Annotated in this window: 12 protein-coding genes; 7 read left to right on the top strand and 5 right to left on the bottom strand. The window is 70.5% G+C overall.

Annotation, left to right across the window (positions count from 1 at the left end; all coding sequences use genetic code 11):
- Position 1 precedes the first annotated feature (1 nt).
- The 3 genes from IE237_RS07475 to IE237_RS07485 are packed head-to-tail and all read right to left on the bottom strand — an operon-like array spanning position 2 to position 2,585.
- Positions 2-808 (bottom strand): MlaE family ABC transporter permease, encoded by an 807-nt coding sequence (locus IE237_RS07475; protein ID WP_189801008.1) that lies wholly within the window; start codon positions 806-808, stop codon positions 2-4.
- A 5-nt stretch (positions 809-813) separates the two neighbouring features.
- Positions 814-1,578: an MlaE family ABC transporter permease gene (locus tag IE237_RS07480; protein ID WP_030212814.1), complete on the bottom strand. Its 765-nt coding sequence runs from the start codon at positions 1,576-1,578 to the stop codon at positions 814-816.
- The gene (locus IE237_RS07485) at positions 1,575-2,585 is read right to left on the bottom strand and encodes an ABC transporter ATP-binding protein (protein WP_189801009.1); all 1,011 of its coding nucleotides are present in this window, start codon (positions 2,583-2,585) and stop codon (positions 1,575-1,577) included. Before IE237_RS07485 ends, IE237_RS07480 begins: the two co-directional genes overlap by 4 nt.
- Before the next feature lie 620 nt (positions 2,586-3,205).
- Here IE237_RS07485 and IE237_RS07490 point away from each other — a divergent pair.
- The 4 genes from IE237_RS07490 (at position 3,206) to IE237_RS07505 (ending at position 7,992) form a co-directional block, all read left to right on the top strand.
- Entirely contained in the window at positions 3,206-3,835 is a 630-nt protein-coding gene (locus IE237_RS07490; protein WP_189801010.1) for a hypothetical protein, read from the top strand.
- Positions 3,836-3,995: 160 nt separating this feature from the next.
- A complete protein-coding gene (locus IE237_RS07495) occupies positions 3,996-5,585 on the top strand; it encodes a DUF6801 domain-containing protein (protein WP_368858563.1) in 1,590 nt (529 codons plus the stop codon).
- 39 nt (positions 5,586-5,624) lie between these two features.
- Positions 5,625-6,566: a hypothetical protein gene (locus IE237_RS07500; RefSeq protein ID WP_189801012.1), complete on the top strand. Its 942-nt coding sequence runs from the start codon at positions 5,625-5,627 to the stop codon at positions 6,564-6,566.
- A gap of 214 nt (positions 6,567-6,780) precedes the next feature.
- Positions 6,781-7,992 (top strand): PucR family transcriptional regulator, encoded by a 1,212-nt coding sequence (locus IE237_RS07505; protein ID WP_189801013.1) that lies wholly within the window; start codon positions 6,781-6,783, stop codon positions 7,990-7,992.
- Positions 7,993-8,020: 28 nt separating this feature from the next.
- Here IE237_RS07505 and IE237_RS07510 read toward each other — a convergent pair whose 3' ends face one another.
- Entirely contained in the window at positions 8,021-8,503 is a 483-nt protein-coding gene (locus tag IE237_RS07510; protein ID WP_189801602.1) for a winged helix-turn-helix transcriptional regulator, read from the bottom strand.
- A gap of 94 nt (positions 8,504-8,597) precedes the next feature.
- Here IE237_RS07510 and IE237_RS07515 point away from each other — a divergent pair, with 94 nt between their 5' ends.
- Together IE237_RS07515 and IE237_RS07520 are read left to right on the top strand one after the other, a co-directional pair.
- Complete coding sequence (locus tag IE237_RS07515) at positions 8,598-9,299, top strand: SDR family oxidoreductase (protein WP_189801014.1); 702 nt, start codon at positions 8,598-8,600, stop codon at positions 9,297-9,299.
- 49 nt (positions 9,300-9,348) lie between these two features.
- Positions 9,349-9,774: a tautomerase family protein gene (locus IE237_RS07520; RefSeq protein WP_189801015.1), complete on the top strand. Its 426-nt coding sequence runs from the start codon at positions 9,349-9,351 to the stop codon at positions 9,772-9,774.
- On the opposite strand, the gene IE237_RS07525 is transcribed toward IE237_RS07520, so the two are convergent.
- A complete protein-coding gene (locus IE237_RS07525; protein WP_189801016.1) occupies positions 9,768-11,261 on the bottom strand; it encodes a long-chain-fatty-acid--CoA ligase in 1,494 nt (497 codons plus the stop codon). The two genes, IE237_RS07520 and IE237_RS07525, sit on opposite strands and share 7 nt — an antisense overlap.
- A 145-nt stretch (positions 11,262-11,406) precedes the next feature.
- Between IE237_RS07525 and IE237_RS07530 the strand changes: the two genes are divergently transcribed.
- The gene (locus tag IE237_RS07530; protein WP_229842413.1) at positions 11,407-12,573 is read left to right on the top strand and encodes a PucR family transcriptional regulator; all 1,167 of its coding nucleotides are present in this window, start codon (positions 11,407-11,409) and stop codon (positions 12,571-12,573) included.
- Positions 12,574-12,594: the final 21 nt, after the last annotated feature.

Raw genomic sequence — 12,594 nt, forward strand, 5'->3', positions numbered from 1 at the left:
CTCACCCCGCCACCTTCACGGTCGTGGTCGCGCCCCAGAGGGCCAGCGACAGGAAGAAGTCGGTGACGCTGATCAGCACGATGGCGTTGCGTACGGAGCGGCCGACGGCGATGCCGACGCCGGCGGGGCCGCCGGAGGCGCGGAAGCCGTAGTAGCAGTGGGCGATGATCACCATCACGCTGAAGATCAGCACTTTCAGCACCGAGAGGAGGACGTCCGTCGGTGACAGGAAGAGGTTGAAGTAGTGGTCGTAGGTGCCCTGCGACTGGCCGTTGAAGAGGACCGTGACGTAGCGCGAGGCCAGGTAGGAGGAGAGCAGGCCGATCGCGTAGAGCGGGACGATGGCGACGACGCCCGCGATGATCCGGGTGGTGACCAGGTAGGGCATGGAGCGGATGCCCATGCCTTCGAGGGCGTCGACCTCTTCGTTGATGCGCATGGCGCCGAGCTGGGCGGTGAATCCGGCGCCGACGGTCGCGGACAGGGCGAGTCCGGCGACGAGCGGGGCGATCTCGCGGGTGTTGAAGTAGGCGGAGACGAAGCCGGTGAAGGCGGCGGTGCCGATCTGTTCCAGGGCCGCGTAGCCCTGGAGGCCGACGACGGTTCCGGTGAACAGCGTCATCGCGATCATGACGCCGATGGTGCCGCCGATGACGCCGAGGCCGCCGGAGCCGAAGGCGACCTCGGCGAGCAGCCGTTGCACCTCCTTGAGGTAGCGGCGCAGCGTGCGGGGGATCCAGAGGAGGGCTCGGACGTAGAACAGGAGCTGGTCGCCGGACCGGTCGAGCCACACGAACGGGGAGGCCATCGGTCTCAGCCTCCCTTCGGCGGGACGATCTGCAGGTAGATGCCCGTCAGCACCATGTTCACGAAGAACAGCAGCATGAAGGTGATGACGACGGACTGGTTGACGGCGTCGCCGACCCCCTTGGGTCCGCCGCGGGGGTTGAGTCCCCGGTAGGCGGCGACGATGCCGGCGATGAACCCGAAGATCAGGGCCTTCAGTTCGCTGATGTAGAGGTCGGGCAGCTGGGCGAGGGCGGAGAAGCTGGAGAGGTAGGCGCCGGGGGTGCCGCCCTGGAGGACGATGTTGAAGAAGTAGCCGCCGAGCGTGCCGACGACGGAGACCATGCCGTTGAGGAGCACGGCGACCGCCATGGTGGCGAGGACGCGCGGGACGACCAGTCGCTGTACGGGCGAGACGCCCATGACCTCCATCGCGTCGAGCTCTTCCCGGATCTTGCGGGAGCCGAGGTCGGCGCAGATGGCGGAGCCGCCGGCGCCGGCGATCAGGAGGGCCACGATGAGCGGGCTGGCCTGCTGGATGACGGCGAGGACGCTGGCACCGCCGGTGAACGACTGGGCTCCGAGCTGCTGGGTGAGCGAGCCGACCTGGAGGGCGATGACGGCGCCGAACGGGATGGAGACGAGCGCGGCGGGCAGGATGGTGACGCTCGCGACGAACCAGAACTGCTCGATGAACTCCCGGAACTGGAAGGGTCGCCGGAAGACGGCCCGGCTCACCTCGGCGGCGAGGGCGAAGAGGCGGCCGGTCTGCCGCAGCGCGCCGGTGATCACGAGCCGCTCCCGGTGGCCGGCATGGTCAGGGTGGGCGCCGCGGCGCTTCGCGCGTAGGTGTCGCGGATGGCGGCGCGGGCTGCGGGGGGCAGCTGGTCGAGCATGCCGAGGACGCGTTCCCGTCGCCGTGTGACGGCGGCGCGGGGCGGCAGGCCGGGTGAGGGTTCCAGCTGCGGGACGATGACGCGGGGTTCCGTGGACCGGTCGGCGGGGGAGACTGCTTCGGCGGCGAGCAGTGCTGCGTCCTTCTCCTCGGACATGCCGATGGGGCCTTCGCGGCGGCCGGCGAGGAACTGGGTCACGACCGGTTCGTCGCTGGTGAGGAGCACCTCGCGGGGGCCGAAGGTGACGAGCCTGCGCCGGAAGAACATGCCCATGTTGTCGGGGACGGTGGCGGCGATGTCGAGGTTGTGGGTGACGATCAGCATCGTCGCGTCGATCCGCGCGTTGAGGTCGATCAGCAGCTGGGACAGGTAGGCGGTGCGGACGGGGTCGAGCCCGGAGTCCGGTTCGTCGCACAGGACGATCTGCGGGTCGAGCACGAGCGCGCGGGCCAGTCCGGCGCGTTTGCGCATGCCTCCGCTGATCTCGCCCGGCAGCTTGTCCTCGGCACCCAGCAGGCCGACGAGTTCGATCCGCTCCATGACGATGCGCCGGATCTCGGACTCCCGCTTGCGGGTGTGCTCGCGCAGCGGGAAGGCGATGTTGTCGAAGAGGCTCATGGAGCCGAAGAGGGCGCCGTCCTGGAACATGAGGCCGAAGAGTTTCCGGGTCTCGTAGATGTCACGTTCGGGGCTGCGGACCATGTCGACCCCGTTGATGAGGACACGGCCCTGCTGGGGCTTCAGCAGTCCGATGAGCGATTTCAGGAAGACCGTCTTCCCGGTTCCGGAAGGGCCGAGCATGACGCTGACCTCTCCGGCCGGCAGGGTCAGCGACACGTCCTGCCAGATGTTCTGCTTGCCAAAGGACATGGTCAGCCCCTCAACGACTACTTCGATTCCCATCCCACCTCCAGCAAGCGTGTGTCGGGTGTGCGCTGCGGGCGCACGGTAAGTCGGTCCGGATCATCCGGACAATAGGCGGGTGCCACTTTTCTTGATCCGCTCCCGTATTTGTCACCGCGGAGACAAGGTCGGGATCGGCACTTGTCTCCGTGGAGACACAGAGCTGCGCCGACCTGCGACGGTGCGCCGCCCCGGGAACGCTACGGCCGAGTAACCTCTCGCGGCAATAGCCGATTCCGAGTTTTCCGGGTGCGGAATCAAACACCGAGGCATTTATCAGGCAGGAGATAGTTCCGCCGCGCCCCTTGTCACCGCCGGAGCAAATACCGGCCTTGCCGGGGCGGCCCAGGAGTCCGAATACCGACCCTCCTCTCAACCTCGGCCGATCGATCAGAATTGTCGACATTACGCACCCCGGAACCAAGAGGATTCTCGCCATCGCTCACCCACTTGACAGGCAATGCGAGATCTCCAAAGAATCTTGGACTCCGCCATTGTTCAGCTAAGTTTCCCGCAAGTAACGTCTGGTTTCGCGGCCGAGAAATGACGGGCCGCCGGCCGCTCGACCCCCACCGCGGCCACCCCTCTGCCGGTCAATCCCCAAGGAGAGTCCCAGAGCCATGAACAAGCCCATCAGAAAGCTCGCCGTCGTCGCCGGAGCCGCCTCGGCCGCGTTCGCCCTCGCGGCGGCGCCCGCCTCGGCGGTGCCCTCGACGGTGTGGACCGTCAACCCCACCCCGGCCGGCTTCACTGCGGCCAACAGCGGGAACGTCGTCCTCAGCGTCAACGGCATCGCCATGACGTGTACGAAGTCGACGGCCTCGGGCACGATGGCGAGCGCCACCGGCAACCCCGCCACGGTCGCCTCCATCAGCGCCATCGCGTTCGGTGCCACGGGCGCGCCCTGCACCAGCGTCCTCGGCAACGTGAGCACGGTCGCGACCACGCCGTGGACCGTGGTGGCGCAGGACTACACCGCGGCGACCGGCGTCACCAAGGGCTACGTCGGCAACGTCGACGCCAAGGTGACCGTCGGCGCCTGTGTCTTCCGCGTGACGGGCAAGGCCTCCGGCACGTACACCAACTCGACGGGCGCGCTGGCCGTCAACAGCGTCGCGGGCGAGCTCACCGTCGTCTCGTCGACCAACTGCGGCTCCGCCGTCCCGGTCGGCGCCAAGCCGACGTTCAAGGGCACCTACCTCGTCAAGTCCGGCACGGTCATCCCGACGATCGTCGGTTCCAACCCGTAAGGACGCAGGACCCGCGTCCGCCCGGCCGGCGACCCCGGCCGGGCGGACGCGGCCTGTCCGCGTCCTTCGCCGGCCCCCTTCCCTCGCCGGCGCACGAACGACCCGAGCGGAGCAACAGATGAGAGGCCCCGGGCCCACCCCTCGATCCTCCCGCGCCCGCGTGCGCGGCGCGACGATCGCCGCGTTCGTGGCGCTCGCACCCCTGCTCCCGGCGGCGGCGGTCGCCGTGGGAACACTGAAGGTCGACGCCTCGCTGCCCTATGTCTGCACGCTGCCCTCGGGACAGCAGCCCGCGACGGTACGGATCACGGCCGCCTTCCCCGAACGGGCGGTCCCCGGCGAGGAGATCCGGCCCACCGACGTCACCACGACGGTGGAGCTCCCGGCCGCGGCCGTGGCCGACCTCACCGCGCTCAAGGCCTCCACGGTACGGGCGGAGACCCTGCTCACCGTCGGCGCGGGCCAGAACGGGCAGCGCACGGAGGCCTCGTGGCGCGGCACGGCACAACCGCTCGGCGTACCCGCCGAAGGCCCGCTCACCCTCACCACGAGCGGCGACGTCCCGACCCTGACGACGGACGCCGCCGGCGACCTGACGCTCACCGCCGAGGGCCTCGCCGTCGACCTCGCCCCGAGCACCGCCGACGGCGCGCCGACCACCCCCGCGTCCCTCTCCGTCAGCTGCGTCCCCGGCCAGAACGCGGGGGACCGTACGCTGCTCGCCACGGTTCCGGTCGGCAGCGGCACACCCTCCCCGGAGCCGAGCGGACCGCCCTCGTCGTCGGCCACGCCCGAGTCCCCCTCACCCGGCCCGCACGTCCCCCGGCCGCCGCTCCCGACGGGGCTCAACGCCCCTCCGAGGACGGGGACCACGCGCGGCACGGGCGAGGTCCCGACCGTGCCCGGGTCCGGAGCGCGGAAGGACCGGGGCCTGACCGCGGCCGACGAGCCCGGTGCTCCGGCGGCCCGGCCGGCCGCGCCGCCCTGCGTGACCGAGAAGCCGACCCCGACGTCGCTGTCGGCGTACATCACCGGCTACTCCAACGTGCGCAAGCTGAACGGCGCCAACGTCATCCCGGTGTCCTGCGTCCTGATCGAGCAGGGACAGCCGGAGTTCGTGGTCCTGCCGGACGGCAGCATGCACCTGTTCCAGACGTCGACCGGCGCTCTCTCGCACGGGGGACGCCGGCAGACCCCGCCCTTCAAGGCCACCTTCCTGACGTTCGGCTTCGCCCCGACGACGGCGACCCTGGTCCTGGAGCAGGCGGGCCCCATGACCGTCACGTCGGACGTCCTCCTGGTCTTCCCCGACAACCTCGCCGAGACCTACATCCGGGTCCCCCTCGTCCTGCGCGTCCTCGATGTCGAGGTCAACGGCACCCGGCTGGACGTCGGCCCCTCCTGCCGTACGGAGAAGCCGCTCAGCTCCCCGGAGCCCACCCCCGCCAAGTACCCCGGAGACCACCTGGTCCTCCTGGGCAAGGGACAGCTCCTCAACGGCACCGACGCCACCGGCTACCTCCTCACCAGTGGCGGCCCGCTCACCGGTGAGGTGACGATCCCCGCCTTCAAGGGCTGCGGCGCCGGCGGCGAGAACCTCGACCGGCTCCTCACCGCCTCCATCTCGGGCCCCGGCAACCACATCAAGCAGATCCAGGGCCAGACCTGCTCCGTGGGCGTCGAGACGCCCCCGCCGGACCAGTGCACCGAGGACCGCCAGCCCCTCGTGGTCCCCAAGCCCGCACGCTGAACCGCCCCACCCCCCCTCTCCCGACGGAAGGCATCCGCCATGTCCCTCGTCTCCTCCCGTACGAGACTCGCCACCCTCTCCGCGCTGACCGCGCTCGGCGCCTTCGCCTCCATCGGCACGGCGACCGCGTCCTCCCCCCAGCTGAACGGCAGCTGGGCGCCGTTCGACCGCTGTCCCGTCGACGCGCCGGCGATGCTCGCCACCGACGGCCTCGACCAGTCGCCGCAATGCGTCTCCTCCAGCTCGGTCTCCGGCTCCATCAAGCTCGGGAACACGACCGTCGTCACCGGGAGGACGAACCTCCAGATCGGCGTGATCCAGAACGCCGACGGCACCAGCTCCGTCGTCGCCCCGCCCGCCGGCTCGATCATCGCCGACTCCGCCACCGTCCCCGGCGGCCTGCTCGGGCTGATGTGTCCGAGCGACATCCCGTTCATCACCGACATCTGCCGGCAGCTGTCCGACGCCAAACTCAACAAGATCACCGCCACCATGGAGTCGGTGGGCACGCCGTCGGACTTCGACCAGATCGCGGGCGTCCTCACGGACATGCCGATCGTGGCCATCCCGGTCCGCATCCACCTGGAGAACCCGTTCCTCGGCAGCAACTGCTACATCGGCAGCAAGTCCAACCCGATCATCCTGCGCCCCAGCAACAAGACCGCGCCCGACTTCGCCGTCGAGCGCTCCAACGGCGACGGCTCCCCGAACGAGGAAGGCGACATGAGCCGCCTCAACCTCCTCGGCTCCACCCAGGTCGACACCACCTTCGCCGTCCCCGGCGCCAGCGGCTGCGGCCTGGGACTCGGCCTGGTCAACGGCGCGGTCAACCTCAAGACGGGGCTGCCCTCCGCCGCCGGCCGCAACAGCCTCACGCTCAACAACACCCAGACCTATCTGACCGGTCTCTACGCCCCCGGAGTCGTCGCACCCGACGCCGGAAAGGTGCTCTCCCAGAACTGGCACTCGGCCGTCAAGTAACGGCCACCCAGGGGCGATTCCCGGCCTGTTCCGGCGGCTCACGGGCCTCCGGACCACCAACTCTTGCGCAAGTTGTGTACAGCACACAGCAGTTGATTTAGCTTCAGCAGTCCCCGTTGGTACGCACCTGACGGCCACGGCGGCGTCCGCCTCCCGAGGAGGACGCCGCACCGCCGCTCCCCACCGGTCGCGCAGGAGAGCAAGGGATCGGTCCATGCCCGCAATCGCACAGTCCCCGAACATCGGCGAGCCGCTCGACCCGCTCCCCAGGGAGTTCGCCGACCTGATGAGGCCGGAGATCCCGGGCCTCATCAAAGAGATCGGCATGGAGGTCCAGCGGACCTATCCCGTGTACGCCCACCTCTTCAACGGACCGCACTCGGACGCCATCCGCCAGGGCGTGGAACAGGCCCTGGCGGCCTTCGTGGAACGGGTCGCCGCCCCGGGGACGAAGTCGGCCCTCCGGGACGAACTCCTGCGCAAGTTCGGCCGCGTGGAGGCCTACGAGGGACGTGACCTCGAATGCCTCCAGGGCGCCTACCGCCTCGGGGCACGCATCGCGCTGCGCCGGGCCAAGAGCATCGGCCGCACCTACAACCTCTCACCCACCCTGATCCTGGCCTTCGCGGACGCCCTCTTCGCCTATGTCGAGGAGCTCGAAGCCCTGTCCCGCGAGGGCTACGTGATGGCCCAGGCCCGTGCGGTGTCCGACGTGGCGGCGCGGAGACGCCAGTTACTCCACCTCGTCGTCGCGGGGCCGCCACTGCCCCGGGCGACGATCGCCGAGCTCTGCCAGGAGGCCTCCTGGCAGCTCCCCGCCGCATGCACGCTGGTGGCACTCCGTCCTCCGGTCGCCGAGCTCATCCAGGCCGGTCTCGACCGGGACGTCCTGGCCGACCTCACCCTCCCCCAGCCGCACCTGCTCATCCCCGGCCCCCTCACTCCGCAGCGGCTCGCGATGCTCGACTCCGCCCTGGCCGGCACCCGCGCCGTCGTCGGCCTGACCGTGCCGCCCGTGCAGGCCGCGCACTCCATCCGCTGGGCGCGGCGCGTCCTGCAGCTCATCGACGACGGCATCGTGCCGGACGCACCCCTCGTGCACAGCGAGGAGCATCTGACAACGTTGTGGTTATTGTCCGATCCGGCCCTCACGGCTCACCTCGCCGCACGCGAACTGGCCCCGCTCGACGAGCTGTCCGGCACCCGGCGCGAGCGGCTGATCGAGACCCTGCGCGTCCACATCTCCACCCGGGCCCCCGCCGAACAGGTCGGCGAGATGCTGGGCGTCCACGCCCAGACCGTGCGCTACCGCCTAAGGAACCTGGACAACCACTTCGGCGACCGGCTCCTCGATCCCGACCACCGGTTCGCCCTCGAAGCGGCCCTGCGCTCGCTCCACCTCCACGGCAGGAAGCGGGCGGACTGAGCCGCGTACGCCTCCCCGCACGCGAGGGTCAGTCGCGGCGCCAGTCGGGGTGCAGGCGGATCTCGATGTCGTCGGAGGACGGATCCGGTGCCGTGTCCGCGGTCACGCGGACACTCAGCGGGCGGCCGCTGTCGGCCTCGACGAAGTCCAGGGGCGGGCGGCCGTCCTGGAGGTACGTGTCGCCCCACCGGACCAGTGACAGGAAGACCGGCAGCAGGTCCTCGCCGGCCCGGGTCAGCCGGTACTCGTCACGGGCCCGCTTCCCCGGCTCCTGGTAGGGCGTGCGCACCACGACCCCGGCCGCCTCCAGCTGCTTGAGCGCGCGGGAGACCGAGGGCGCGGACGTGCCGATCCTCGTCGCGAAGTCCTCGAACCTGGTCGTGCCGTAGAAGCACTCCCGCACGACCATGAAGACCGTCCGGGTGCTCAGCAGGTCGAGCACCCGGCCGGCCGAGCACCCGTCGCCGATCGACCACGCGTCCCGGTCGCTCAATCGCTTCTCGAACCTCATCGTCACCCTCCCATTGTAACTAATGCTTGCGTTACCCAGCCCCGGCGTGCTTGCATCTGACTAACGAAGTCGTTATCCAGATCGGGAGTGTGCTGTGGTTACGGTGGCGGGCAAGGTGGTCGTGGTGACCGGCGGACGGCGGGGCCTCGGCGCCGCCCTGGTGGACGAGGTGCTGGCACGCGGCGCGCGCAAGGTGTACTCCACCGCGCGCTCGGAGTACGCCGACGACCGGCCGAACGTGGTGACCGTCGCGCTGGAGGTCCGCTCGGCCGTGTCGGTCGCCGCCCTCGCGGAGCTCGCGACGGACGCCGAGATCGTGTTCAACAACGCCGGGGTCCTGCTGCCCTCGCCCCTGCTCACCGGCGACCTGGAGCAGGTGAGCGAGACCTTCGACGTCAACGTCCTCGGGCCCTTGCGGGTGGCGCGGGCGTTCGCCCCGGTCCTCGCCGCGAACGGCGGCGGAGCGCTGGTGAACATGCACTCCGTCCTGTCATGGCTCGCGGGCAGCGGGGCGTACGGGGCCTCCAAGGCGGCGGCCTGGTCCGTCACGAACTCGCTCCGGCTGGAACTCGCGCCTCAGCACACCCACGTCGTCGGCGTGCACGCCGGATTCATCGACACCGACATGGTCTCCGCCCTCGACCGGAGCAAGGCGAAGCCCGCCGACGTGGCCGCACGGATCGTCGACGGCCTGGAGGCCGGCGACGCGGAGGTGCTCGCCGACGACGTCAGCGTCACCGTCAAGTCCGCGCTCTCCGGGCCCGTCGAGCACCTGGCCTTCTCGGCCGCCGGCTGAGCCCACCCCCGCGATTCCTCGAACCTCACCGAAGGAGCGACCCACCGCCATGCCCCTGTGGACCTTTCACCACACGCCCGGCATCTTCTCCGCCGACGAGAAGCACCGGCTCGCCGCGTCCGTCGCGGACCACTACGAGAAGGTCGGCCTGCCCCGGTTCTACGTGGTCACCCTCTTCCACGAGACGCCGCCGGAGGACTTCTACGTCGGTGGGGAGCCCGCCCCGGTCGGAGTCCGCATCACCATCGACCACATCGCCCGGCGCAACCCGGACCAGGACAGCAGGCGGAGGACCGCCCGCTGGATCAAGGACATGCTCCAGCCCCACCTCGAACGGCACGCCGGACTCCACTGGGAGTTCCACGTCGACGAGACGAGCGAGGAGCTCTGGATGATCAACGGCCTCGTCCCTCCGCCCGGCGGCTCCGAGACGGAACGGCTCTGGGCGGAGGAGAACAGGGCGACCGCCTACTGATCGACCGCCGGCACGGTGATCTCCCTCTTGAGGATCTTGCCGCTCGGCCCCAGCGGCAGCTGGTCCACGAGCCACACCCTGCGCGGGTACTTGTAGGCCGCCACGCGGTCCTTGACGTACTCCCGCAGCTCCTCGGGGGTCGCTCCGGCCGACGGGCGCAGCACGATCGCGGCCGCGACCTCCTCACCCAGTTCGGGATGCGGGAATCCGACGACGGCGGCGAGGGCGACGGCCGGGTGCTCGTGGAGGACTTCCTCGATCTCGCGCGGGTAGACGTTGTAGCCGCCGCGGATGATCATGTCCTTCTTCCGGTCGACGACGTAGAGGTAGCCGTCCTCGTCCGCCCGGGCGAGGTCGCCGCTGCGCAGCCAGCCGTCGGGGATCGCCGCCTCCGTCTCCTCGGGGCGGTTCCAGTAGCCCTTCATCACATTGGGCCCCCGGACGGACAGTTCGCCGATCTCTCCGGGGGCCACGTCCTGGCCCTTCTCGTCGAGGAGCCGCACCTCGACGTCGCGGATGGGGGTGCCGATGGAGCCGGCCTTGCGGGGCCGGTCGGGGTGGTTGAACGTGACCACCGGGCTGGTCTCGGACATGCCGAAACCCTCCAGGACCGGACAGCCGAAGCGCCGCTCGAAACCGTGCAGGATCTCCACCGGCAGCGAGGCGCCGCCCGAGATGCACATCCGCAGCGTCGACACGTCCGCGTCCGAGGGGGACTGCAGGAGCGCCGCGTACATGGTGGGGACGCCCTCGAAGACGGTGGCCCGCTCACGCGCGATGGCGTCCAGGACGGTCTTCGGGTCGAAGCGCGGGACGAGGACGAGCGAGGCGCCGCTGCGGACGGCCGCGCTCATGGTGCAGATCTGGCCGAAGATGTGGAACAGCGGGAGGCAGCCCACCACCACGTCGTCCGGCGTCATCTCCTGGATGTGGACGCTGTTGACCTCGGTGTTGTGCCGCAGCCCGGCATGAGAGAGGACGGCGCCCTTGGGACGGCCTGTGGTGCCGGAGGTGTACAGCAGGACCGCCATGTCCTCGCCGTCCGTGTCCGCGACCTCCGGCAGCGGCTCGTGGCCGGCCAGCGCGGCCGCGAACGCGGCGGGTTCGACGGCCGTGTGGCGCACTCCCGCGGCGGCGGCCCCCTGAGCGCCCTCGCCGGGCGCCTGGTGCCACTCGAAGAGCCGCACAGCGCCGGAGTCGGCGAGGTGGAACTCCGTCTCCCGCGTCTTCAGGAGCGGGTTCATCGGGACGACGACCGCCCCGGCCCTCAGGACGCCGTAGTACAGCACGACGAACTCGGGAACGTTCGGCAGCATCAGCGCGACCCGGTCCCCGGGACGGACGCCCTCGGCCCTGAGCAGGGCGGCGGCGCGGGCGCTGTGTTCGTCCAGCTCCGCGTAGCTGATGACCCGCTCCCCCAAGCGCAGCGCGGGGCGCTCGGGCTGCCGCCCCGCCGTCTCCACGAGGAACCCTGCCAGATTGGCCATGACCCGCCTCCGTTACACGGCATCATCGAATGTTTACATCGCCGACATCTTGCAGCCGTGTGCCGCCCGGGCCTATGGCCGGTGGGACAACACAGGACCCGTCGGATTGTCGCTGAGGACAATCCGGCGTGGATAAGCTGCGCGGATGATCCTTTCGGGTGTGGCGGCGGCGCTTCAGGAGAGGCTTCCGGAACTGGGCGAGCGGATGGCGCTGCGTATCCGTGCGGACGTCGAGGCGTACGAGGCCGAGGCGTTGATCCCTCTGGATTCGCTGCGCCGCTCCTGCACCGCCAACGCGGGCCTGATCCTCGCCCACCTCCGCATCGGCGGCACTCCGGACGCGAGTTCGGCCCGCGAGACCGGGCGGCTCCGCGCGGAGCAGGGGGTTCCGCTGGCGGACACCTTGCACGCGTACCGGATCGGCTCGCAGTTCCTCTGGACGGAGATCCTCACCGAGGCCCGCACCCGTCCCGAGGTGTCGGTCGATCTCCTGCTGTCGGAGTCGACGGAGTTCTGGGCGTTGTCCGGTCTGTACGCGGAATCGGTGGCCGTGGCATACCGGGAGGCGGCCGCCGAACTCACCTCGCAGGGACAGGCACGCCGTTCCGCCCTGGTGGAGGCGGTGTTCACCGGCATCGTCACCGACCGCACGCTGTGGGAGGCCGCCCGCGAACTGGAACTGCCGGAGCACGGGCCGTACGCCGTCGCGGCGGCGAAGGCCGGCACTCCCGGCGAGGAGCCGCTCACGGGAGCGGAGGCGGCGCTGCGCCAGGCGAACCTGCCCTCCGCCTGGAGGCTCCTGCCGGACCAGCAGCTCGCTCTGATCGCCCTGCCCACGGATGCGGCGGAGACCACCTGCCTGCGCATCCTCCGGCGGACGCGCGCCCGTGTGGGCTTCAGTCCGCGCTTCCACTCCCTGCGGGACACGCCTCAGGCGCTGCGTTTCGCCCGTCTCGCCCTGGCCGGCCTCGAAGGCGCGGGCCCGGGCGTGGCCCGCTTCGACGACAACCCGCTGGCCATGGTCGTCGCCGCGGCTCCGGCCGAGGCCGCGCACCTGATGGAGGTGGCCCTCCGGCCCGTGCTCGACCTTCCGGCCGCGGAGCGATCCCGGCTGCTGCGCACGCTGGAGCACTGGTTCGCCGCCGCCGGATCGGCGGGCGACGCGGCTCGGACCCTGTTCGTCCACCCCAACACCGTCCGCTACCGCCTGCGCCGCGTGGAGGAACTGACGGGCCGCTCCCTCTCCGATCCGCGTACGGCGGCGGACTTCGGCGCGGCGCTCCTGGCGGTCCGTGGTCCGGGGGCGGGCTGAAGGGACCCGGCCCTTGGCCGT

It is taken from the genome of Streptomyces tanashiensis (assembly GCF_014648895.1).
In the GTDB taxonomy this organism is placed as follows: Bacteria; Actinomycetota; Actinomycetes; order Streptomycetales; family Streptomycetaceae; genus Streptomyces; species Streptomyces tanashiensis.